Annotated in this window: 25 protein-coding genes; 11 read left to right on the top strand and 14 right to left on the bottom strand. The window is 70.3% G+C overall.

The window, feature by feature from the left end:
* From QYS60_RS22385 to QYS60_RS22375, 3 genes are all read right to left on the bottom strand, one after another.
* Nucleotides 1–228, bottom strand: a 228-nt coding sequence (locus QYS60_RS22385) for an aldehyde dehydrogenase family protein (RefSeq protein ID WP_371384319.1), incomplete at its 3' end; no start/stop codon positions are given.
* 15 nt (nucleotides 229–243) lie between these two features.
* Entirely contained in the window at nucleotides 244–1,308 is a 1,065-nt protein-coding gene (gene dmpG, locus QYS60_RS22380; protein WP_371384318.1) for a 4-hydroxy-2-oxovalerate aldolase, read from the bottom strand.
* A complete protein-coding gene (locus QYS60_RS22375) occupies nucleotides 1,305–2,183 on the bottom strand; it encodes an acetaldehyde dehydrogenase (acetylating) (protein WP_371384317.1) in 879 nt (292 codons plus the stop codon). The genes dmpG and QYS60_RS22375 overlap by 4 nt, the downstream gene beginning before the upstream one ends.
* A 220-nt stretch (nucleotides 2,184–2,403) precedes the next feature.
* Between QYS60_RS22375 and QYS60_RS22370 the strand changes: the two genes are divergently transcribed.
* The gene (locus QYS60_RS22370; RefSeq protein ID WP_054372370.1) at nucleotides 2,404–3,498 is read left to right on the top strand and encodes a VOC family protein; all 1,095 of its coding nucleotides are present in this window, start codon (nucleotides 2,404–2,406) and stop codon (nucleotides 3,496–3,498) included.
* Nucleotides 3,499–3,566: 68 nt separating this feature from the next.
* On the opposite strand, the gene QYS60_RS22365 is transcribed toward QYS60_RS22370, so the two are convergent.
* On the bottom strand, nucleotides 3,567–3,761 hold the full coding sequence (locus QYS60_RS22365) for a hypothetical protein (RefSeq protein ID WP_371384316.1): 195 nt from the start codon (nucleotides 3,759–3,761) through the stop codon (nucleotides 3,567–3,569).
* A gap of 220 nt (nucleotides 3,762–3,981) precedes the next feature.
* Here QYS60_RS22365 and QYS60_RS22360 point away from each other — a divergent pair, with 220 nt between their 5' ends.
* Nucleotides 3,982–4,371 carry a hypothetical protein gene (locus tag QYS60_RS22360; RefSeq protein WP_371384315.1) on the top strand — a complete coding sequence of 130 codons (390 nt, stop codon included), beginning with the start codon at nucleotides 3,982–3,984 and terminating at the stop codon, nucleotides 4,369–4,371.
* Nucleotides 4,372–4,466: 95 nt separating this feature from the next.
* On the top strand, nucleotides 4,467–4,886 hold the full coding sequence (locus QYS60_RS22355; RefSeq protein ID WP_371384314.1) for a hypothetical protein: 420 nt from the start codon (nucleotides 4,467–4,469) through the stop codon (nucleotides 4,884–4,886).
* Between the two features lie 9 nt (nucleotides 4,887–4,895).
* Here the strand turns inward: QYS60_RS22355 and QYS60_RS22350 are convergent, their stop codons facing one another.
* Both QYS60_RS22350 and QYS60_RS22345 read right to left on the bottom strand, forming a co-directional pair.
* A complete protein-coding gene (locus QYS60_RS22350) occupies nucleotides 4,896–5,327 on the bottom strand; it encodes a polynucleotide kinase (RefSeq protein WP_371384313.1) in 432 nt (143 codons plus the stop codon).
* Between the two features lie 119 nt (nucleotides 5,328–5,446).
* Nucleotides 5,447–7,144, bottom strand: a complete 1,698-nt coding sequence (locus QYS60_RS22345; RefSeq protein WP_371384312.1) for a fumarate hydratase — start codon at nucleotides 7,142–7,144, stop codon at nucleotides 5,447–5,449.
* Between the two features lie 273 nt (nucleotides 7,145–7,417).
* Between QYS60_RS22345 and QYS60_RS22340 the strand changes: the two genes are divergently transcribed.
* Complete coding sequence (locus tag QYS60_RS22340; RefSeq protein ID WP_371384311.1) at nucleotides 7,418–8,173, top strand: lysostaphin resistance A-like protein; 756 nt, start codon at nucleotides 7,418–7,420, stop codon at nucleotides 8,171–8,173.
* Between the two features lie 48 nt (nucleotides 8,174–8,221).
* Nucleotides 8,222–8,746: a 2'-5' RNA ligase family protein gene (locus tag QYS60_RS22335; protein ID WP_003936042.1), complete on the top strand. Its 525-nt coding sequence runs from the start codon at nucleotides 8,222–8,224 to the stop codon at nucleotides 8,744–8,746.
* A gap of 10 nt (nucleotides 8,747–8,756) precedes the next feature.
* Here the strand turns inward: QYS60_RS22335 and QYS60_RS22330 are convergent, their stop codons facing one another.
* Nucleotides 8,757–8,972 carry a hypothetical protein gene (locus QYS60_RS22330; RefSeq protein WP_003936043.1) on the bottom strand — a complete coding sequence of 72 codons (216 nt, stop codon included), beginning with the start codon at nucleotides 8,970–8,972 and terminating at the stop codon, nucleotides 8,757–8,759.
* A gap of 89 nt (nucleotides 8,973–9,061) precedes the next feature.
* Nucleotides 9,062–9,853 carry a helix-turn-helix domain-containing protein gene (locus tag QYS60_RS22325; protein WP_040782020.1) on the bottom strand — a complete coding sequence of 264 codons (792 nt, stop codon included), beginning with the start codon at nucleotides 9,851–9,853 and terminating at the stop codon, nucleotides 9,062–9,064.
* A gap of 127 nt (nucleotides 9,854–9,980) precedes the next feature.
* Between QYS60_RS22325 and QYS60_RS22320 the strand changes: the two genes are divergently transcribed.
* Complete coding sequence (locus QYS60_RS22320) at nucleotides 9,981–10,316, top strand: DUF1330 domain-containing protein (protein ID WP_371384310.1); 336 nt, start codon at nucleotides 9,981–9,983, stop codon at nucleotides 10,314–10,316.
* Nucleotides 10,317–10,335: 19 nt separating this feature from the next.
* On the opposite strand, the gene QYS60_RS22315 is transcribed toward QYS60_RS22320, so the two are convergent.
* Nucleotides 10,336–10,902 carry a mismatch-specific DNA-glycosylase gene (locus QYS60_RS22315; RefSeq protein WP_054372364.1) on the bottom strand — a complete coding sequence of 189 codons (567 nt, stop codon included), beginning with the start codon at nucleotides 10,900–10,902 and terminating at the stop codon, nucleotides 10,336–10,338.
* Between the two features lie 158 nt (nucleotides 10,903–11,060).
* Here QYS60_RS22315 and QYS60_RS22310 point away from each other — a divergent pair, with 158 nt between their 5' ends.
* Together QYS60_RS22310 and QYS60_RS22305 are read left to right on the top strand one after the other, a co-directional pair.
* The gene (locus tag QYS60_RS22310) at nucleotides 11,061–12,005 is read left to right on the top strand and encodes a winged helix-turn-helix domain-containing protein (RefSeq protein ID WP_003936046.1); all 945 of its coding nucleotides are present in this window, start codon (nucleotides 11,061–11,063) and stop codon (nucleotides 12,003–12,005) included.
* Between the two features lie 116 nt (nucleotides 12,006–12,121).
* Nucleotides 12,122–12,844, top strand: a complete 723-nt coding sequence (locus QYS60_RS22305; protein WP_371384309.1) for a DUF1906 domain-containing protein — start codon at nucleotides 12,122–12,124, stop codon at nucleotides 12,842–12,844.
* Here QYS60_RS22305 and QYS60_RS22300 read toward each other — a convergent pair.
* The 3 genes from QYS60_RS22300 to QYS60_RS22290 all read right to left on the bottom strand — a co-directional run bounded on the left by QYS60_RS22300 (nucleotide 12,831) and on the right by QYS60_RS22290 (nucleotide 15,644).
* Entirely contained in the window at nucleotides 12,831–14,258 is a 1,428-nt protein-coding gene (locus tag QYS60_RS22300; protein ID WP_371384308.1) for an MFS transporter, read from the bottom strand. The two genes, QYS60_RS22305 and QYS60_RS22300, sit on opposite strands and share 14 nt — an antisense overlap.
* Nucleotides 14,259–14,374: 116 nt before the next feature.
* On the bottom strand, nucleotides 14,375–14,722 hold the full coding sequence (locus QYS60_RS22295) for a hypothetical protein (RefSeq protein WP_371384307.1): 348 nt from the start codon (nucleotides 14,720–14,722) through the stop codon (nucleotides 14,375–14,377).
* 94 nt (nucleotides 14,723–14,816) lie between these two features.
* Nucleotides 14,817–15,644: a hypothetical protein gene (locus tag QYS60_RS22290; RefSeq protein ID WP_054372361.1), complete on the bottom strand. Its 828-nt coding sequence runs from the start codon at nucleotides 15,642–15,644 to the stop codon at nucleotides 14,817–14,819.
* 357 nt (nucleotides 15,645–16,001) lie between these two features.
* On the opposite strand from QYS60_RS22290, the gene QYS60_RS22285 reads away from it, so the two are divergent.
* Nucleotides 16,002–17,264 (top strand): mannosyltransferase, encoded by a 1,263-nt coding sequence (locus QYS60_RS22285; RefSeq protein ID WP_371384306.1) that lies wholly within the window; start codon nucleotides 16,002–16,004, stop codon nucleotides 17,262–17,264.
* Here QYS60_RS22285 and QYS60_RS22280 read toward each other — a convergent pair.
* Nucleotides 17,209–17,496: a 4a-hydroxytetrahydrobiopterin dehydratase gene (locus QYS60_RS22280; protein ID WP_003936052.1), complete on the bottom strand. Its 288-nt coding sequence runs from the start codon at nucleotides 17,494–17,496 to the stop codon at nucleotides 17,209–17,211. The genes QYS60_RS22285 and QYS60_RS22280 overlap by 56 nt on opposite strands.
* Before the next feature lie 25 nt (nucleotides 17,497–17,521).
* Here QYS60_RS22280 and QYS60_RS22275 point away from each other — a divergent pair, with 25 nt between their 5' ends.
* Nucleotides 17,522–17,926 (top strand): (deoxy)nucleoside triphosphate pyrophosphohydrolase, encoded by a 405-nt coding sequence (locus QYS60_RS22275; RefSeq protein WP_003936053.1) that lies wholly within the window; start codon nucleotides 17,522–17,524, stop codon nucleotides 17,924–17,926.
* 15 nt (nucleotides 17,927–17,941) lie between these two features.
* On the opposite strand, the gene QYS60_RS22270 is transcribed toward QYS60_RS22275, so the two are convergent.
* The gene (locus QYS60_RS22270; protein WP_371384305.1) at nucleotides 17,942–18,118 is read right to left on the bottom strand and encodes a hypothetical protein; all 177 of its coding nucleotides are present in this window, start codon (nucleotides 18,116–18,118) and stop codon (nucleotides 17,942–17,944) included.
* Nucleotides 18,119–18,469: 351 nt separating this feature from the next.
* On the opposite strand from QYS60_RS22270, the gene typA reads away from it, so the two are divergent.
* Entirely contained in the window at nucleotides 18,470–20,356 is a 1,887-nt protein-coding gene (gene typA / locus QYS60_RS22265) for a translational GTPase TypA (RefSeq protein ID WP_003936055.1), read from the top strand.
* The last annotated feature ends 61 nt before the right edge of the window (nucleotides 20,357–20,417 follow it).

Raw genomic sequence — 20,417 nt, 5'->3', positions numbered from 1 at the left:
GCGTTCCTTCGGGGACAGCAGCGGCCACGGGCCGTCGTCGAAGGCGTTGCGGGCGGCGGTGATCGCCGCGGCACCGTCGTCGGCCGTGCCCTGGGGCACGATCCCGAGCAGCGCACCGTCGTGGGGGTCCCGGGTCTCGAAGGTGGCCCCGTCCGACGCCTGCCTCCATTCGCCGCCGATGAGGTGACGGACCTGCGTGACCGGTGGCGGGTTCTGGGTCTGTGTCATGGCAGTCTCCCTGGGTCAGACTCCGGCGCGGGCCGGGAGCTCGTAGGTGCGGCCGGCCAGTTCGGAGGCGACGTCGACGATCATGTCCTCCTGGCCGCCGATGACACCGCGGCGCCCGAGTTCGAGCAGGATCTCGCGGGTGGAGATGCCGAACTTCTTCGCGGCCCGCTTCGTGGGGTGGAAGAAGGTCGAGTACACCCCGGCGTAGCCGAGGATCAGGGCGGTCTCGTCGACGATCTGCGGTTCGGTCATCAGTGGGGCGACGACGTGCTCGGCGGTGTCTACCAGCGGAAACAGGTCGACCCCGGTGTCCCAGCCGGCCCGCTCGAACGCGGCGGCGAGCACCTCGGTCTGGGCGTTGCCGGCGCTCGCGCCGAGTCCACGCAGCGACCCGTCGATGAACGTCGCCCCGTTCTCGGCGGCGGTGAGCGCGTTGGCGATGCCGACCCCGAGATTGTTGTGGGCGTGGAATCCGATGTCGGCGGAGACGGCCTGGCGCAGGGCCGCGACGCGCTCCCCAGCGTGCCGGGGCACCATCGCCCCGGCGGAGTCGACCACGTACACGACGTCGGCGCCGTACGAGTCGAGCTTGGCGGCCTGCTCGGCGAGCGGCGCGGGCTCGAGCTTGTGGCTCATCATCAGGAACGTCATCACGTTCAGGCCCTTGTCCTTGGCCCACTCGACGGGCTGCTGGGCGCAGTCGGCCTCGGTGCAGTGCACCGCGACGCGCACCGTTGTGATGCCGGCGTCGATCGCGCCCTGCAGTTCGGCGAGGGTGGCGATGCCCGGGACGTACAGCACCGCAATGTCCGCATTGTCGACGGCGTCGACCGCGGCGCGCACATATTCGGGGTCGGTGGCGGCGGCGAAGCCGTACTGGATCGAGGAGGCGCCGAGCCCGATGCCGTGCGCGACCTCGATGGTGGGGATCCCGGCCCGGTCGAGACCGCGGGCGATGTCGGCGACATTGCCGGGGGTGAACTGGTGCGAGACCGACGACATGCCGTCGCGCAGGGTGGTGTCGACGAGGGTGACCTTGCGGCGCCCGCCGGCGGTGTGGGTGGTGTCGGTGGTGCTCACTGGGCTGCTCCCTGGACGAGGTTGCGCTGCGCCAGGACGTCGGCGACCTGTACGGCGGCGGCGGTGATGATGTCGAGGTTTCCGGCATAGGTCGGCAGGAAGTCGCCGGCGCCCACGACCTCGAGCATGACGGTGACCAGGTCGCCGTCGACGTCGACGAGCCGCAGGGTGTAACCGGGAACGTACTGCTGCACCCTGGCGACCATGTCGATCACGGCGCATTCGATCGCGTCCGGGTCGGGGTTGCGGACCTTGGCGTAGACGGTGTCGCGCATGTTCATCGGCGGCTCGGCCGGGTTGATCACCGAAATGGCCTTGGCGCGGTCCGCGCCGGCGACCTGCGCGAGTGCCCTGCCGGTCTTCTCGCTGAATTCGCTGAGGTTCTGGCGGGTGCCCGGGCCGGCGCTGTGCGAGGCGATCGCGGCGACTATCTCCCCGTAGTAGGCGTCCGCGGCCTGGTTGATCGCGTACAGGATCGGGATGGTGGCCTGCCCGGCGCAGCTGACCATGTTCAGGTTCGGCGCGTCCAGGTGCTCGGTGAGGTTGACGGCCGGCACGACATACGGTCCCACCGACGCCGGAGTCAGATCGATGGCCGTGATCCCAGCCTCCGCGTAGCGGGGCGCCGCTGCGGCGTGCACCTTGGCCGAGGTCGCCTCGAACACGACGTCGGGCAGTTCGGGGCGGCTCAGCAGCCAGTCCACCCCGCCGGCGGACGTCTCCAGGCCCTGCCGGCGGGCCCGTTCGAGGCCTTCGCTGGCAGGGTCGATCCCCACCATGTACACCGGCTCGACGTGCTCCGACCGCAGCAGCTTGTACATCAGATCCGTGCCGATGTTCCCGGAACCGACGATCGCGGCTTTCAAACGACTCATCTGTGGGGCCTTCCCTCAACTCGGGGGGTGATGCGGACCACGCTAGGGAGGAAGGTCTCTTCGTCGGCCCCTCGTCCGGAGGTCTCGAACGCGGGACCGATGTCCCGAGTGGCGATTCGGCTATTGCGAACGGCGTGCACAGCGGGCCCGAGGTGCGCGCACGCTCGTGACGGAGAGCACAGCCGGCATCCTCGCCGGCCGGCGCAGATCAGGAGAGATCATGACGGACACGACCGCCCGTTTCGACATCGCGCACCTCGCCCGCGCGGAGCTGTTCACCCCGAGGCCGCAGGAAACCCTCGACTTCTTCACGAAGTTCCTCGGCATGTACGTCACGCACCGGGAAGGGCAATCCGTCTACCTGCGCGGGTACGAGGATCCCTACCAGTGGAGCCTGAAGGTCACCGAGGCTCCGGAGCCCGGCATGGGCCATGCTGCGCTACGCGCCAGCTCGTCGGAAGCCCTCGAACGTCGCGTCGCGTCCCTGAAGCAGGGCAACGTGGAAGGGAAGTGGAGCGAGGATCAGTTCGGCTACGGAAAGACCTTCGAATTCCAGTCCCCGGACGGCCACAACCTGCAATTGCTGTGGGAGGTCGAGAAGTACGTCGCGCCGAAGGAACTGGAGAGCAAGATCCTCTCGCGTCCGTCGAAGAAGCCGCTGCAGGGTATCCCGGTCAAGCGGATCGACCACCTGAATCTCATGTCCTCCGACGTGACCGCGGTGAAGGACTCCTTCGAGCGGCACCTCGGGTTCCGCACGACCGAACGCGTGGTCGACGGCGGCGTGGAGATCGGCGCCTGGATGAGTTCGAACCTGCTCGGCCACGAAGTCGCCTGTATGCGTGACATGACCGGCGGACACGGCAAGCTCCACCATCTCGCGTTCTACTACGGCACCGGCCAGCACCTCGCCGACGCGGTCGAGATGTTCCGCGACTACGACATCCGGATCGAGGCAGGTCCCGACAAGCACGGCATCACGCAGGGGCAGTTCCTCTACGTGTTCGAGCCCGGCGGCAACCGGATCGAACTGTTCGGCGAGGCCGGCTACCTGCATCTCGATCCGGACGCCGAGACCAAGACATGGCAGATGGCCGACATCGACACCGGCCTCGCGGTCGGTGGCGCGAAACTGCCGTGGGAAACCTACTTCACCTACGGCACCCCGAACCCACTCGCACTCGATCAGCACATCGAGAAGTTCTCGCACTTCGGCCCGGGCGCTCCTGTCGAGGATCCCGAGGTGATCGCCGCGGAGCAGGCGATCCCGGACGACATCGATCACTCCCGCGCGGTGTCCGGCTCCCCCGTGTGAGTCCTGGCGGGTGCGCACCTCTCGCGCCGGTTTCCGGCGCGCCGCGACGAGAGGTGCGCGCCTGCGTGTCAGCCGGCGTCCGGGAACGTCACCCTGAGCGCCGCGAGCTGCTCGGGATCCGACACCACCTCGATCTCGACCATCGCGTCGTCCTCGATCGTGAAGGCGAACGCCGTGCGCGGACGGCCGCCCGGCGCCCATGCGGCGCCGGGTATTCCGTCGACGAGGACCGCCCGGGCGGCGTGGGCGCGGCCGTCGAACACCGCTGCGACGCGGCGCCCGCCACTGCGACGAGCCGCAACTGGCGGCGCTGATCGTGCAGATCCCGCTCATCAACGTGTGGAACCGGCTCAACGCAGCGGTCGAGCAGGTGGCCGGCGCGCAGGACAACCGGCGTTGCCCTCCGGCGAATATTCTGGAATGATTCCAGATAAAGCGCCGGAGGGTCGTGTGCGGCGGCCCGGAACGAAAGGAAGTGCGCTCATGTATGCCGTCGATTCCCGTGCCGTCACGCTTCCGTCGATGGTCCTCGGCGGGTTGCGGCCGCTGTACCGGCAGATGGCCCGCGCGAACGTGCGTGGCGTGGGCTTCGCGCACACCGCGGGCACGAACCGGTTCGAGGTCCGTCTGATCGCGGCCGTGGGTGGGCCCACGCTCGAAATCCGTTCGGAGGACCGGACGGTCGTGATCACAGTTGCGCTCACGGCGCAGTTCCGGGCGCAGCCGGAACTCGACCCGGTGAGCTACCGGCGGCTGTGCGCGATGCTGACGCCGGACGCCGCTCCGTCGCCCGGGACCGTCGTCCGGTTCCTGCAGGGTCTCGTCGCTCAGGCGCCCGCCGTCCTTTCGCGCACCGACGCCCACGCGGCCTGAGGACGTCCCGCTACGTTGTTCGGCTGCCGGGAGGCTCCCCGGGGTGCATGATCGGATCGGGACCGATCCGTAGTGATGCCGGCGAAGGGGTAACGATGGCGGAGGACCGCGAGACGCGTCGATTCGGACTGCTCGGGTCCGCGATGGAGGAACTGCTCGAGAGAACCCGCGCCGTGGCCGACGAGGTCGCGTCGATCGGGAGCGGGGCCCTCGGGTCGATTCCCGACCCGCTGTCCAGGCCTGCCGACCGGATGCTCGCGTCGCTCCGGGAGGTGATGGAGCTGGCCCCACCCGTCTTCACCGAGTTCGACGCCCTCGTCGAGCAGCTGCACGCGCAGCGCAAGTCGGTGCAGGCGCTGCAGGCACAACTGTCGGCGTTCGACCGTCAGCTGGAGGTCGTCGAGAAGTCGCTGGCGCCCCTGCAAGGGCTGGCCCACCAGTGGACCCGGTTGCAGCAGACACTGCTCCGGTATCCCTCCACCGACGAACCGAAATCCGGCCCGCCGAAGTCCTGACGGACCGCGTCAGAAATCGCCTTCGGCCACCTGGAAACACACCAGTCCCATCCGCCGCCACATCCGCACGACCTGGTCACGATCGTCGAGGACGGCGACGACCCGGTACCGGTGCCGGACGAAGCGGTCGAACAGCTCGGCCTTGACGATGGAGTCCTTGCGATTGTCGCCGGGCGCGCGCATGTGCAGTTCGGTGTAGGGCACCCGATGCTCGGCCAGCCACTGCTCGGTCTCGGGGCGGCACACCCCGTCGCGACCGGAGACGAGCACGATCGCCGGCTTCTCGGGTGATGCGGCGAACGCCGTCACCGCAGCCATCACGGCGGGGGACAGCGAGTCCTCGCCCACCCGGTGCCAGTGGTAGGGGCTGCGGTCGCCCATGTGGGCGAGCGTGCCGTCGATGTCGACGATCCACGCCGGGGGCAGCGTCGGATCCGGCACGTACGGCGCCGGGTAGGGAACCGGCTCGGCCGGCGGCCGGTGCCGCCCCTTGCGCCGCCCCCCGGTGCGTCCTTTGGGCGGCTGGGGCCGCCCAAAGGACGCACCGGCGGCGCAGCCGCCTACAGCCCGGGGCGCTTGCCGATCGTCAGCGTGACCTCGCCGGTGCCGGCGAAGAAGTCGTTGCCCTTGTCGTCGACGACGATGAACGCCGGGAAGTCCTCGACCTCGATCTTCCACACTGCTTCCATACCCAGTTCCGGGTACTCGAGAACCTCGACCTTCTTGATGCAGTCCAGGGCGAGGCGCGCGGCCGGCCCGCCGATGGAGCCGAGATAGAAGCCACCGTGGTTCTTGCAGGCGTCGGTGACCTGCTGCGAGCGGTTGCCCTTGGCGAGCATGACCATCGAACCGCCCGCGGCCTGGAACTGCTCGACGTAGGAGTCCATCCGGCCCGCGGTGGTCGGACCGAACGAACCGGAGGCCATGCCGTCCGGCGTCTTGGCCGGGCCGGCGTAGTACACCGGGTGGTCCTTCAGGTACTGGGGCATGCCCTCGCCCGCATCGAGACGTTCCTTGATCTTCGCGTGCGCGATGTCGCGGGCGACGACGAGCGGGCCCGTGAGCGACAGCCGGGTCTTGACGGGATGCTTGGACAGTTCGGCGAGGATCTCCGGCATCGGCCGCGTCAGGTCGATCTTCACGGCGGCACCCTTGCCGGTACCCGACACGCCCTCGGTCTCGGCGTCGAGCTGCGCGTCGGTGATCTCGGGCAGGAAGCGGCCCGGATCGAACTCGAGCTGCTCGAGGAACACCCCCTCCGGGGTGATCTTGGCCTTCGCCTGCCGGTCGGCCGAGCAGGACACCGCGAGCGCCACCGGCAGCGACGCGCCGTGGCGCGGCAGCCGGATCACGCGCACGTCGTGGCAGAAGTACTTGCCTCCGAACTGCGCACCGATGCCGATCTTCTGCGTCAGCTCGAAGACCTTCTTCTCGAGTTCGAGGTCGCGGAAGCCGCGGCCGGTGATCGCACCCTCGGTGGGCAGCTCGTCGAGGTAGTGGGCCGAGGCGTACTTCGCGGTCTTGAGGGCGAACTCGGCGGAGGTCCCGCCCACCACGATGGCGAGGTGGTACGGCGGGCACGCGGCCGTGCCGAGCGAGCGGATCTTGGCCTCGAGGAACTGCATCATCGAGTCCGGGTTCAGGATCGCCTTCGTCTCCTGGTACAGGTACGACTTGTTGGCCGAACCGCCACCCTTGGCCATGAACAGGAACTTGTAGGCGTTCTCGTGGCCGGCCGCCGTGTCGGCGTAGAGCTCGATCTGCGCCGGCAGGTTCGAGCCGGTGTTCTTCTCCTCCCACATGGTGAGGGGAGCGTTCTGCGAGTACCGCAGGTTGAGCCGGGTGTAGGCGTCGTACACGCCGCGGGCGATCGCTTCCTCGTCGTCGCCGGGGGTGAGGACGTGCTGGCCGCGCTTGCCCATGACGATCGCGGTGCCGGTGTCCTGGCACATCGGGAGCACTCCGGCAGCGGCGATGTGGGCGTTCTTCAGGAGATCCAGCGCGACGAACTTGTCGTTGCCCGATGCCTCCGGGTCGTCGAGGATGCTTGCGAGCTGCTTCAGGTGATCCGCCCGCAGATAGTGCTGGATGTCGTGCAGCGCGGTCTCGGTGAGCAGGCGCAGCGCCTCGGGCTCGACCTGCAGGAAGGTGCGGCCGCCCGGACCTTCGACGGTCGACACCCCCTCGGTGGTCAGCAGCCGGTACTCGGTGGGGTCTTCCCCGATCGGCAGCAGGTCCTCGTAGAGGAAGTCGGCCATTTCTTCTCCTGAACTGTCCTGGACAGCGGGGCTGATGTTCGGGACAAGGTTAGTCCCGGCAACGGGACGCTCCGACGCCGGGGCGTGTGACGCAGACCGCCCCCGTACCCATCGTGACCTGCGTCACTGCGAAATTCGGCCGTCGGTGTGGCGTCGGTCACGGTCGCCGTGGCCCGCAATCCGTACACTGGTATGGATGGTTCGTACGGCACAGGAACGGGTACTCGGGCGAGACCGCTACCGATCGATCCGACAGCGGGGGTTCGAGAACACATGACTACCGAGACCGTGCCGACGACGGCGCGTGCCCACCGCGGAGCGCTCCGTGGTTTCCATGCCTGGGTCGACGTCGCCGTCGTGGTGGTCGTCCTCGTCGCCACCAACCTGATCGCGCACTTCACCACCGTGTGGGCCAGCATCGCGACGGTGCCCGCTGCGGCGCTGGTGCTCGTCGCGCTGATGCGCCGTCGGGGCATGCGCTGGTCCGAACTCGGACTCTCGCCGCGCCACTGGCGCGCCGGCTCCCTCTACGCCCTGGCCGCCGTCGGCCTCGTGCTGGCCGTGATCGCCGTCGGAGTGGCGTTGCCGCTCACGCGGCAGTTCTTCCTGTCCGACCGCTACGCCACGATCTCCGGCGCGCTGCTCGCCTCGATGATCGTGATTCCACTGCAGACGGTCATCCCCGAGGAACTCGCGTTCCGCGGCGTGCTGCACGGCACGCTCGAACGCGTCTCCGGTGCGCGCGGAGTGTTCGCCGCCGGGTCACTGCTGTTCGGCCTGTGGCACATCGCCTCGTCCCTCGGGCTCACGAACGGCAATCGCGGCCTGAGCGGCATCCTCGGCGGCGGCCTGTGGGGGCAGGTACTGGGCATCGCCGGAGCGGTCCTGGCCACCGCCGCTGCCGGGTTCGTCTTCACCTGGCTGCGCCGCCGCAGCGGGAGCCTGATCGCCCCGATCGCCCTGCACTGGTCCCTCAACGGTGCCGGGGCGCTGGCCGCGGCCCTGGTCTGGCACGCCACCCTGAACTGACCGCCCGAACGGGCCGCCGGCCCACCGGCGCCGCGGTACCGTGCGCTGATGGCACTCGCGGTCTGCCTGGTCTTCGACGCCGCCGCCCGGCGCGCCCTGCAGCAACTGTGGGCCCGGCTCGAAGACCTCGGGGTGCCGACGCTGCTCACCCATACCCACGGCCGGCACGTGCCGCACCTGTCGTATGCGGTGTTGCGCAGCTACGACGTCGAGGACGTGACGGCTGCGCTCGCGACGCTCCCCGACGGTGGACCGCTGACCCTCCACTCCGACGCGCTGGGCGCCTTCCGGCGCGGACGGGTCTGGCTCTCGCCGGCGCCCACCGCCGATCTCCTGCGCCGTCAGCAGCGCGTGGTCGACACCGTCACCGCCGTCGGCGCGGACCTGCACAAGCACTACCGGCCGGGCGTATGGACCCCGCATCTGACCCTCAGCCCACGAGCCCGGCTGGAGGATCTGCCGCGGGTGGCCGCGGTCGTGTACGACGTGCTGCCCCTCGAGACGGTCGTCTCCGGTGCGGCGCTGATCGACACCACGACGGGGGAGCGGCGGCCGCTGCGCCGCGTCCCGTGACCGGCGGTGCTCACTCCTCGGGGTTCTCCACCCACTTGCCGTACGGCGGGGGGCCCTCGCTCATGATCTGCACCCCGAAGTGTGGGGCGTGCTTCCACACGTAGCCGTGCAGGGTGTGTTCCTCCGACGTCTGCGTGTTGACGAGGACGAGGTCTCCCGTCGCTCGCTCCTCGAGGGAGAACCCGCTGTCCGGGCCCTCGAGTACCCACCACTTCGTCTTGCTCATGATCGATGCCTCCGGTCTGGGACGGGACAGGTCTCGGGGCGGACGTTACTCCCGACAGTGCCCACGCGGCACCGGTTCGCCGATCCGGATCACCGGCCTCCCAGCACCCGTCGGGTGGCCTCGTCGGCGGGGTAGAACGCCTCGATCGCCAGTTCCGCGACGGTGACGTCCAAGGGCGTGCCGAACAGCGTCGTCGTGCTCAGCAGGGACAGCTCGCCGTCGTCGGTGCGCAGCCGCAACGGCACCACCAGGGCGTGGGCGGTGGCCGGATCGAGCTCGGCGTCGTGCCCGTCGTCGCTGGGGTAGGCGGCCAGTTCGGCGTGCAGCCGGCGCAGCACCGGGTCGCCCGTCGCGGCGAGCTGATGTCGCAGCCGGGTCAGTAGGTGCGCCCGCCACTGGCCGTGATTGACGATGCGCGGCGCCATCCCGTCCGGGTGCAGCGTCACCCGCAGCACGTTCACCGGGGGTTCGAGCAGCCGTGGGTCGCATCCGCCCAGCAGGCCCATGACGGCGTCGTTGGCGTCGACCATCGTCCAGTGCCGGTCCACCACCAGCGCCGGATAGGGACGGTGCGACGACAGGATCCGCTCGATAGCGTCGGCCACCGCGGCCATCGGCACGTCCCCGAGACGGTGCTCCGGGTACGCGGGCGCCAGACCCGCCGCGAGCAGCAGCGAGTTGCGCTCCCGCAGCGGGATGTCGAGCTGATCGGCCAGGCGCAGCAGCATGACACGCGTCGGCCGGGACCGGCCCGTCTCGAGGAAACTCACGTGCCGGGCCGAGACCTGCGCCCGGTTGGCGAGGGCGAGCTGGCTCAGGCCGCGACGCTCACGCCAGTGCCGCAGCAGTGCTCCGACGGGTTCCTCGTGCACGGTGGTCATGAAGGTCACGGTAGGTGCGGAAGGGAACGACGGCCATTACCTGCCGGGTAATCGATTCGCGCACCACGGCCCGGCAGTCTCGTCGGTGTACGGCACACCGCCGCCACCGACCGACCCGGAGGACCCCATGACTGCCTACGCGATCGCCCATCTGCGCTCCGTCGACTTCGGCCCCGAGATCGTCCGCTACATCGAGGAGATCGACGACACCTTCACGCCGTACGGGGGCAGGTTCCTCGTCCACGGCGTCGAACCCGAGGTCCACGAGGGACCCTGGCCCGGCCACGTCGTGGTCGTCGAGTTCCCCGACCTCGAGCAGGCCCGCGCCTGGTACCGGTCGCCGGCCTACCAGGCGATTCTCCCGCTGCGCACCGAGCACTCCGACAGTTCGGCGATCCTCGTCGAGGGTGTCCCGCCGGGCTACCGGGCGCGCGACTACCTCACCAAGATGGGGCACAGCTGAGTGGTCCGGACCGACCGGCTCAGCGCAGGATCCCGGCCGCGCGGGCCGGCGCCGCATACGCCTCGGCGAGGGTGTCGACCGTCTCGTGGGCGTTGAGGCCGCTCGGATTCGGCACCACCCATACCGGCACGCCACCGATCGTCGCCTCCTGCAACCCCGCGGCCGCCTTGCGGTGCCCGAACGCCGACCGGTATGCCGTGATGCCGGCGACGGCCACCACCCGCGGCCGGTGCTGCGCCACCACCCCGGCCAGTCGCACGGCCCCGGTTCGCAACTCGTCTGCCGTGAGTTCGTCCGCGCGGGCGGTGGCGCGGGGGGCGAGATTGGTGATCCCGACGCCGCGCTCGATCAGGTGCGCCTTGTCGTCCTCGCTCATCCCGGAGCTGGGGTCGACGGGCCGGAGCAGGATGCCGGCCCGCAGCAGGGCCGGGTAGAAGCGGTTGCCGGGCCGGGCGAAGTGCGCACCCGTCGCCGCTGTCCACAAACCCGGATTGATGCCTACGAACAGCAGCCGGCAACCCGGCCCGATCAGGTCGGGCACCACCGCGTCACGGAAGCGTTCGAGTTCGGCGTGCGTGAATCCCATCCGTCCCACGGTAGCGAGCGGCGCCGTCCCGGTCCGGCCTCGCCCGGACACGAGGAGTGCGGCCGCCCTCGTCCGCGCCCTCATCGGCTAGGGTGAAACGCGCGTCGTGGCGGGACCGGACAGCCGCGGCGAGCAGGGCCGAAACGATAGGGGAAGGTGTGCAGCGCCGGAACGTGATCGGTAACCCCGTCGAAGACCCGTCCGGCCGCGAGGTGGCGCTACCGCCGTACACGGATCTGCTGTGGCCCACCCTGCAGGCGCTGATCGGGCTCGGCGGCTCGGCTTCGATCGAGGAACTCGAGAAGGCGGTCGTCGCGCGCGAGCGTCTGTCCGAGGCCGCGCGGTCCGTACTGCACGGTGACGGCCCGGTCACCGAGATCGAGTACCGGATCGGCTGGGCGCGTACCTATCTCAAGGGCATGGGTCTGCTGGCCAACACCCGGCGCGGCGTGTGGAGCGTCACGGACCGCGGTCGTGCGGTGCAGGAGTCGGAGATCAAGCCGCTCCAGGTGGCCTACACCGCGGAGAAACGACGCAAACGACTCGTGCGCAACGCGTCGTCGCGGGCGCAGGTGGTGCCTCTCGCGGCGGCCCCCGAGGATCCCGAGCTGTGGCGCGAACCGGTGCTCGCCGCCGTCGCCGAGCTCCCCGACGAGGGGTTCGAACGGCTCGCCGTCGCGGTGCTCCGCGCCGCCGGATTCACCACCGTCTCCGTCCCGCCGCACGGTGGCCATCTCGACACCGGCTCCGACAACGACGTCGACGTGGAGGGCACCGGCGTGCTGCGGGTGTCGCTGCTCGGCTTCTCGGTGTTCTTCCGCTTCCTGCGCGGGCCCGAGCGGGCGGGCGCGGACGTGGTGCGCGAGTTCCGCGCCGCGATGGCCGGTCGCGGCGAGAAGGGCCTGCTCGTCACCACCGGCACGTTCGGCGACGACGCCCGCGCCGAGGCGCACCGGCTCGGCGCGCCCCCCATCGAACTCGTCGACGGCGACGGGCTGTGCGATCTGCTCAAAGAGCACGGTCTCGGGGTCCACACCACGGTGCGCACCGTCGAGGACGTGGCTCTGGTTCCGGCCTTCTTCGCCGAGCTCGGCGGCCGGTAGTCCCGCCTGTCGTCGGGCCGCGAACCCCGATGTGCCCCCGCGGGACCCGGGAGTGTGATCCAATACCGGAGGCTCGACACCCTGTCTTCCGTGCACGCTCGTCCAAGCGAGGTTCGATGGCCGTTTCACGTCGGGAACTGTTGCGATACGCGGCCGTCGGTTCGTGCGCGGCCTGGATCTCGGCCCTCGCCGCCCCCGGGGTGGCGCACGGCCGGGAGGTGCTCGGCACGATCGTCGACTACTCGGCGGCCGTGCCGTCGCCGTCGTCGATCCGGGCCGCCGGGCACGTCGGGGCCATCCGGTACGTCTCGGACCGCCGGCCGGGCGCCGAATGGATGCTGGCCAAGCCGCTGACCGAGTCGGAGGCCGCCGCGCTCGTCGCCGGCGACCTCGAGGTCGTCTCGTGCTACCAGTTCGGCAAGGCCGACACGGCGGACTGGCTCGGTGGATACGACGCCGGGGTCCGGCACGCGACGCGCGGCCTCGAGCTGCACCAGGAGGCGGGGGGACCGGCGGACCGGCCGATCTACGCCTCGATCGACGACAACCCGTCCGAGCAGCAGTTCGCCGACCTGATCGCGCCGTACCTGCAGGGCTGGCACGACGTGCTCGGCGCCGGGAACACCGGCGTGTACGCCAACGCACCGACCATCTCCTGGGCGCGCGATGCCGGCCTGGGGTCGTTCTACTGGCAGCACGACTGGGGCACGGCCGAGGGCTACGTGCATCCCGCGGCCGATCTGCACCAGGTGGGCGGCGGCACGATCGACGGCATCGGCATCGACGTCAACAACGTGTTCAGCACCGACTACGGGCAGTGGTCGCTCACCGCCGGGTGAGGCCGCCGGGTCGTGACCGCGGTACGGCCATCGTGAGGGCCAGACCGACGACGGCGGCCAGGGCCGCCACCAGGAACGTGGCGCGGAAGGCGTCGAGGGCGGGGACCGTCGCGGTGCCGACGGTCAGGGTGTCCGCCGCGAGCAGGACGCTCACGACCGCCGCGGACGAGGAGGTCCCCACCGAGCGCATCAGCGCGTTGAGACTGTTCGCGGCCGCGGTCTCCGACAGCGGCACGGCGGTCATGATCAGCGCCGGCATCGCGGCGTAGGACAGGCCGATACCGGCGCCGATGATCATGGCGGCGACCACGATGTGCCAGATCGCCGAGCAGGCGACGTAGGCCAGGAGGTAGCCGAGGCAGACGACGACTGCGCCCGCGGCGAGGGTCGTGCGGGGCCCGTACCGGGTCGTGATCCGCGCCGAGACCGGCGACAGCGCCATCATGACAAGACCGCTCGGCGCGAGCGCCAGGCCCGTTGCGACCATGGACAACCCGAACCCGTAGCCCGTGACGACGGGTGCCATCAACAGCTGCGGGAAGGCGAGGCTGTTGCTGTAGAGCGCGAAACCGACCGCGACCGAGGCCAGGTTGGTGAACAGCACCGGACGTCGCCCCGACACGCGCAGATCGACCAGCGGCCCGGGCCGCCGCAGTTCGTACCGGCCCCAGACGACGGCGGTGGCGGCGGCACCCGCGAACATCGCGAGCGTCCCGGGCGCCGCCCAGCCCCAGGTGCTGCCCTTGGTCACGGGGAGGAGGAACAGCGTCAGCGCCACCGACAGACCGACCGCGCCGAGCAGGTCGAAACGACCGCGAGCCGACCGGGGAGATTCGGGAACCACCCACAGCACCAGGGCGGCGGCGAGGACTCCGACCAGTCCGCAGAACCAGAACAGGGTGTGCCAGTGGGCGACCTGCGCGACGGCCGCGGCGACGGGGAACCCGACGGCCCCGCCGACTCCCATCGTCGCACTGATGGTCGCCATCGCCCCCGGCAGTCTGCGCGGGTGCAGTTCGTCGCGGAGGATCGCGATGCCCAGCGGAATGGCTCCGGTCGCCGCGCCCTGCAGTGCACGGCCGGTGATCATCGGCCACAGGGTGGTGGACAGCGCGCAGACCGCGGAGCCGGCGACGAGCGTGCCGAGACAGACGAGCAGCATCCGGCGTTTGCCGAACATGTCGCCGAGCCGGCCGCTGACCGGGGTGATCACCGCGGAGGCCAGCAAGGTGGCGGTGACGGCCCACGAGGCGCTCTCCACCGAAGTTCCGAGCAGATACGGCAGTTGGGGCAGCAGCGGGACGACGAGGGTGTGCATCAGGGCGACGACGATGCCGCAGAGGGAGAGCACAGCGACGAGGCCACGGGGTGCCGGACGTTCGCCGACCGGCGGGATCCGGGTCTCGACCGCCATGCGCCTCCTCGAAGCCGGGCCGCGACGGGGAATCGACGACCGGACGTACAACATCTACCAGGTGCGGCGGCGCCGGGGGGAGCACGAGCCCGTTCAACGGGACACCGCCTGCCCGTTCAACTCTGGCAGTGCGCGGCGGGGTCGGGTTCGGAGGCGGTGACGACGAGCGTGGGGTGCGGGTCGTCGGGGGCGTCGTGGACGCCGCGCCACGACAGCAGCGACCAGCGGGACAGTCCCGACAGTGCCGAGCCGAGGCTGGCGAACGACAGCGACGACAGGGCCGAACCGAACGATCCCACCGAACCGACCGACAGCACCGACCCGACACTGCCGACGGACAGGATCGAGTACGCCGAGCCGATGGACAGGATCGAGCCCTCGGAACGGACGGAGAGGATCGACCGGTGGGAGCGACGGGAGCGCAGGGACCGGGAAACGGTGTGCCCGAGAGGTGTTTCGGCCATGTCCCGGTCTACCACGCGGCGGCCGGCGCGGGAAGCGTGCGGACGACGGAGGCCGCCGGGACGATCCCGGCGGCCTCGGCGGACGTGCGGACGATCAGGCGACCGTGACGAGCCCGATCGTCGGCAGGAAGGTGCACGAGCGCGGGGCCGCGCCCTCGGCCTGCGTGGTGATGCCCCCGGAGATCACCGCGGCCACGTTGCCGGAGCCGGTGTCCGCGATCGCGCTGAGCGTCGTCGGCCCGTCGGGGTTGATCCGGGCCTCGTCGGTCAGCGTCGCGGTGCCGCTGCGGCCGTTGGAGACGTTGATCCAGCTCACCGTCAGCGGCTGGGCCTGCTGCGCGGCGAACTTGGCGGTTCCCAGCGCGGTGAACACGAACCCGGCCTGGCCGGCCTTCGGGCCCGGCGGCGGGAGCGGTGCGGGACCGGCGACGGCGAGCGCGGTGCCGATGGAGTCGCCGCCGTCGCGGATGCAGTCCTTGCCGATGCTCGGGTACAGGAACTGCGAGATCGCCACGGCGTTCGGGTCGGGGAGGTCGGGTCCGCCACCGCCGCTGCCGTCGAGGAAGGTGATCACGCGCTGGAGCAGGGCCTTGACGGAGTCGGGCAGCTGCGAGTTCGCGAGCAGTTCCTTCGCCTGGTCGAGCAGCTGGTTCCGGCCGTCGGCGACGTCCGTCGGCCCGGCTGCCGCGCCGACGATGGCGGGGGCGAGGGAGGCGAGGGCCTCGACCTCTTCGGGTGCGGCCGCCTGGGTGGTCAGCATGCCCATGAGGGACTCGATCGTCAGGTCCGCCGGCAGCGGGTAGCCCGCGAGCTCGACCGGCAGCTGAAGCGTGTCGGGGAGGCCCGGAACGACGGGTTGCGCGACCGCCTGCGAGGGCACGGTGAGCGCCGCGGCGGCGGCGAGAGCGCAGGCGGTGATCATCCTGCGCGTTGCTCGGGTTCGAAGCACTTTTCCCCATCCTTGTCGTTGAAGCGGCTCCGGAGCGCGGGGCTCCGATGCCGCTGACGGCTCGGGGAGACACTTTATGTAGGCCCCCCGATCAGTACAAGCCGTGGCCGGTCTCACAGCCGCCGCCTGTATTCGCGGGAGTCTAGCCATAACGTGTTCCGATCGATGGTGTCTGCTCGAGACTACGTGTGACGCATGTGGTTTTTGTGAGAGTAGATGAAACTGTTACTGATGTGAGTATCGTGTTCGGCTCGCCGTCGTGGAACGGATAGTCTGCATCAGTCCCCGGTCCTTCCCCGGGGTGACGTGACGACGGGAGGCCGCGCCGCAGTGTCCGACTCGGTTCGCCCGCATCGACTGTGGTGGTGCGCGGCCCTGCTGGCCGTCTCCGTCGGGGTGCGCCTGGCGTGGAACTTCCTCACCCCCAACGGCATGAATCTCGTGGATCTGCACGTGTACGTCGACGGGTCCGCGGCGCTGCTGCGCGGGGAGCTCTACGACTTCACCTACACCCGGGACACGCCCGAGTTCTCCCTGCCCTTCACCTACCCGCCGTTCGCGGCCCTGGTCTTCTTCCCCCTGCACTACCTCCCGTTCCCCGTGGTCGGCGTGGTGTGGCAGCTGCTGACCGTCGCCGCCCTGTTCGGCATCCTGCGCATCTGTCTCGAGCTGCTGTTCGGTCCCGCGGCCCACAGCGCCCACTGGACGGCGGTCGCGCTCGGGTGGACGGCGGTCGGCATCTGGACCGAGCCCATCCGCACGACCCTCGACTACGGGCAGGTCAACGTGTTCCTGGCCTTCGGTGTGATGGTCGCGGTCCGCAGCAACCGCTGGTGGCTTTCGGGTGGCCTGGTCGGGGTGCTCGCCGGCATCAAGCTGACCCCGGCGGTCGCCGGTCTGTACTTCGTGGCCCGACGGCGGTGGTCGGCGGCATTCTTCTCCGCGGCGGTCTTCGTCGTCACCGTCGCCGTCAGCTGGCTGGTGCTCGGCGAGCAGGCACGGACCTACTTCACGACGTTGTTCGGCGACGCCGAGCGGATCGGACCGGTGGGGTCGGTCTGGAACCAGTCGCTGCGCGGCGCGCTGAGCCGCATCGTGGGGCACGATGTCGGCACCGGGCCGCTGTGGCTGGCGGCCGTCGTGGTCTCGGCGGCGCTGGCCTTCGCGGCCTGGCGTGCCCTCGGTCCGGACGACCGCCTCGGCACCATCGTCGTCGTCGAACTCTTCGGGCTGCTGGTCTCGCCGATCTCCTGGATGCACCACTGGGTGTGGGTCCTGCCGATGCTGGTGTGGCTGGTCTACGGTCCGCTCGCGGACCGGCGCGGCGCGCGCGTGCTGGCCGGATTCTGGGCGGTGCTCACCGTCGTCGGCGTGCCGTGGCTGCTGGGGCTGGCGCAGGATTCGATGTGGGACATCTCGCGGCCCGCGGTGCTCGCCTGGGCCGGGGCGTGCAACGTGCTCGGAGTGCTCGCGGTGTACGTGTGGACGATCCTCGCCCGGCGCAGCGCTGCGCGGCACCCCGCTCCGGCCGTGTCCGTCAGCCGTGGACCAGCGAGTCGATCGTCCGGGCCAGTTCCACGTCCGACGCGGTGATCCCGCCGGCGGAATGGGTGGACAGCGAATAGGTCACCTTCCGCCAGCGGATGTCGATGTCGGGATGGTGGTTCGCCGCCTCGGCGGCCTCGGCCACCCGGTCCACCAGCGCGACGGCGTCGGGGAACGAGGGGGACTCGACGGTGCGCACGATCGCGTTCCCGTCCCGCTGCCAGGCGGGGAGATCGGCGAGGGCGGCCTCGATGTCGGCGTCGGAGAGCAACTCGGCCATGTCTCATTCTGGGACGATGCGGCACATGAGTGCAACGACGGGCCGGTCGGACGAGGTGGTGGCCGGGGCGATCTTCCGTGACGGCCGGCTGTTGCTGGCGCAGCGGGTCGGTCCCCCGGAGCTGGCGGGGTTGTGGGAACTGCCCGGCGGCAAGGCGGAGCCGGGGGAGTCCGCCGAGGCGGCACTGCGCCGGGAGTTGCGGGAGGAACTGGGCGTGGAGGTCGCCGGCGCACAACGGGTCGGGGCCGGAGTGCCGCTCGCCGGGGGCCGGGTGCTGCGCGCCTACCGCGTCGAGCTGGTGTCGGGGGAACCGCGGCCGCTCGAGCACGCGGCACTGTGCTGGGTGGACGCCGACGAGCTGGAGCGGATCGACCTGGTGCCCAACGACCGGGTGTGGCTGCCGGAACTGCGCGCCCGACTCCGGGACTGACGGTGGTGCGGCCGGTCAGGCGGCGCGGGCCTTCTTCAGGCGCTCGGCGAGCTCCTTCTTGCCCAGGCCTTCGTGCTCGAGTCTCTTCATCCGCATGACCACCACCGGGCAGCGCACACAGCGGGTCTTCTTGCGGCAGCACTTCTTCTTGGGCTCGAGCTGCGCGACCTTGCTCGCCTTCACCTTGCCCATCCGGGTAGCCGGCCTTTCGTCGGTGGGGTTCCGGACCGCAACACTTTCCGAAGGTTAGCATGCCCTTACCTTGGCGACCGGATCGTCGAGTATCGGGGGCCGCCGCGCGGCGCAGAGCGACGTGGCGAACGTCACGCTCTGCCGCGCGAGCTGGTGAATCGGGTCTCGGCGGGCGCGGAGCACCGGGACCGGCCTGTACTGTATTGGAGGCCGCAGTGCCTGTGCGGGCCGTTTTCGGCCGCGAACAGGTGACTCGCATTCGCGACGCGGCCACCGCAAGAACGCCGTACGGGCGAGGTGCCGTCTGGGTCCAGTGCCGTGTGGCCGGACAACAGCCAGGAGAGCCATCGCGTGAGCACCGCCAGTTTCCGCAACGTCGCCATCGTCGCGCACGTCGACCACGGTAAGACCACCCTCGTCGACGCCATGCTGCGCCAATCGGGCGCCTTCGCCGAGCGCGCGGAACTCGTCGACCGGGTCATGGACTCCGGTGACCTCGAGCGCGAGAAGGGCATCACGATTCTCGCGAAGAACACCGCCGTGCACCGGCACAACGCCGACGGCACCGTCACCGTCATCAACGTGATCGACACCCCCGGTCACGCCGACTTCGGTGGCGAGGTCGAGCGCGGGCTGTCCATGGTCGACGGCGTCGTCCTGCTCGTCGACGCGTCCGAGGGCCCGCTGCCGCAGACCCGCTTCGTGCTGCGCAAGGCGCTCTCCGCGTCGCTGCCGGTGCTGCTCGTGGTCAACAAGACCGACCGTCCCGACGCCCGCATCGCCGAGGTCGTCGAGGAGACCCACGACCTGCTCCTCGACCTCGCCTCCGACCTCGACGACGAGGCCTCCGAGGCCGCCGAGCAGCTGCTGGACCTGCCGGTCCTGTACGCCTCCGGACGCGAGGGCAAGGCGTCCACCGAACAGCCCGAGAACGGACAGGCGCCCTCCGCCGAGAATCTCGACGCGCTGTTCGACGTGCTCATGAAGTACATCCCCGCCCCCAAGGGCGATCCCACCGCACCGCTGCAGGCGCACGTCACCAACCTCGACGCCTCCGAGTTCCTCGGCCGCCTGGCGCTGCTGCGCATCCACAACGGCGAACTGCGCAAGGGCCAGACCGTCGCGTGGATGCACGCCGACGGTGTGAAGAACGTGAAGATCACCGAGCTGCTCAAGACCATCGGGGTCGAGCGCCGGCCCGGTGAGGTCGCCGTCGCCGGTGACATCGTCGCCGTCGCCGGTATCCCGGACATCATGATCGGCGACACCCTCGCCGACGTGGACAACCCGGTCGCCCTGCCGCGCATCACGGTCGACGAGCCGGCCATCTCGGTGGTCATCGGCACCAACACGTCGCCGCTCGTCGGCCGCGTGCAGGGCCACAAGCTGACCGCGCGCATGGTCAAGTCCCGGCTCGACTCGGAGCTGGTCGGCAACGTGTCGCTGCGCGTGCTCGACATCGGCCGTCCCGACGCGTGGGAGGTACAGGGCCGCGGCGAGCTGGCGCTGGCCATCCTCGTCGAGCAGATGCGCCGCGAAGGCTTCGAGCTCACCGTCGGCAAGCCGCAGGTGGTCACCCGGCAGATCGACGGCAAGGTGCACGAGCCGTACGAGGAGCTCACCGTCGACAGCCCCGAGGAACACCTCGGCGCGATCACCCAGCTGCTCGCGGCCCGCAAGGGCAAGATGGTGCAGATGTCCAACCACGCCGCCGGATGGGTGCGCATGGAGTTCATCGTCCCGTCGCGCGGCCTCATCGGGTTCCGCACCGACTTCCTCACCGAGACCCGCGGCACGGGCATCGCCAACGCCGTCTTCCACGGCTACGCCCCGTGGGCCGGCGAGATCCGCGCCCGGCACACCGGCTCCCTGGTCTCCGACCGCTCGGGCTCGGTCACGCCGTTCGCCATGATCCAGCTCGGCGACCGCGGCACCTTCTTCGTGGAGCCGGGCAGCGACACCTACGAGGGCCATGTCGTGGGCATCAACCCGCGCGCCGAGGACCTCGACATCAACGTCACCCGCGAGAAGAAGCTCACCAACATGCGCTCCTCCACGGCCGACGTGATGGAGACCCTCGCCAAGCCGATCACCCTGAGCCTCGAAGAGGCCATGGAGTTCTGCGCATCCGACGAGTGCGTCGAGGTCACCCCGGAGATCCTCCGGGTCCGCAAGGTGCACCTCTCGGCCACCGACCGGGCCCGCGCCCGCTCGCGGGAGAAGGCTCGCAACAAGTAGTCGCGGCAGTGGACGAGTAGTGCGGCAGAGGTGGTCCCGGCGCGGCCGGGACCACCCCCCC

The organism is Rhodococcus sp. GXMU-t2271 (assembly GCF_041414735.1).
Taxonomy (GTDB): Bacteria; Actinomycetota; Actinomycetes; order Mycobacteriales; family Mycobacteriaceae; genus Rhodococcus; species Rhodococcus indonesiensis.
The sequence above is the reverse complement of the archived record's forward strand: the minus strand, read 5'-3'. Positions and strand labels throughout refer to the sequence as shown.

Bases quoted from the DNA above. Each gene is read 5' to 3' on its own strand.
- QYS60_RS22345 (WP_371384312.1), bottom strand. From the start codon at position 7,144: ATGGCCGACTTCCTCTACGAGGACCTGCTGCCGATCGGGGAAGACCCC.
- QYS60_RS22375 (WP_371384317.1), bottom strand. From the start codon at position 2,183: ATGAGTCGTTTGAAAGCCGCGATCGTCGGTTCCGGGAACATCGGCACG.
- QYS60_RS22330 (WP_003936043.1), bottom strand. From the start codon at position 8,972: ATGAGCAAGACGAAGTGGTGGGTACTCGAGGGCCCGGACAGCGGGTTC.
- QYS60_RS22280 (WP_003936052.1), bottom strand. From the start codon at position 17,496: ATGGCCGAGTTGCTCTCCGACGCCGACATCGAGGCCGCCCTCGCCGAT.
- QYS60_RS22300 (WP_371384308.1), bottom strand. From the start codon at position 14,258: ATGGCGGTCGAGACCCGGATCCCGCCGGTCGGCGAACGTCCGGCACCC.
- QYS60_RS22295 (WP_371384307.1), bottom strand. From the start codon at position 14,722: ATGGCCGAAACACCTCTCGGGCACACCGTTTCCCGGTCCCTGCGCTCC.
- QYS60_RS22270 (WP_371384305.1), bottom strand. From the start codon at position 18,118: ATGGGCAAGGTGAAGGCGAGCAAGGTCGCGCAGCTCGAGCCCAAGAAG.
- QYS60_RS22325 (WP_040782020.1), bottom strand. From the start codon at position 9,853: ATGACCACCGTGCACGAGGAACCCGTCGGAGCACTGCTGCGGCACTGG.
- QYS60_RS22320 (WP_371384310.1), top strand. From the start codon at position 9,981: ATGACTGCCTACGCGATCGCCCATCTGCGCTCCGTCGACTTCGGCCCC.
- QYS60_RS22355 (WP_371384314.1), top strand. From the start codon at position 4,467: ATGGCGGAGGACCGCGAGACGCGTCGATTCGGACTGCTCGGGTCCGCG.
- QYS60_RS22305 (WP_371384309.1), top strand. From the start codon at position 12,122: ATGGCCGTTTCACGTCGGGAACTGTTGCGATACGCGGCCGTCGGTTCG.
- QYS60_RS22340 (WP_371384311.1), top strand. From the start codon at position 7,418: ATGACTACCGAGACCGTGCCGACGACGGCGCGTGCCCACCGCGGAGCG.
- QYS60_RS22290 (WP_054372361.1), bottom strand. From the start codon at position 15,644: ATGATCACCGCCTGCGCTCTCGCCGCCGCCGCGGCGCTCACCGTGCCC.
- QYS60_RS22275 (WP_003936053.1), top strand. From the start codon at position 17,522: ATGAGTGCAACGACGGGCCGGTCGGACGAGGTGGTGGCCGGGGCGATC.
- QYS60_RS22335 (WP_003936042.1), top strand. From the start codon at position 8,222: ATGGCACTCGCGGTCTGCCTGGTCTTCGACGCCGCCGCCCGGCGCGCC.
- QYS60_RS22360 (WP_371384315.1), top strand. From the start codon at position 3,982: ATGTATGCCGTCGATTCCCGTGCCGTCACGCTTCCGTCGATGGTCCTC.
- QYS60_RS22315 (WP_054372364.1), bottom strand. From the start codon at position 10,902: ATGGGATTCACGCACGCCGAACTCGAACGCTTCCGTGACGCGGTGGTG.
- QYS60_RS22370 (WP_054372370.1), top strand. From the start codon at position 2,404: ATGACGGACACGACCGCCCGTTTCGACATCGCGCACCTCGCCCGCGCG.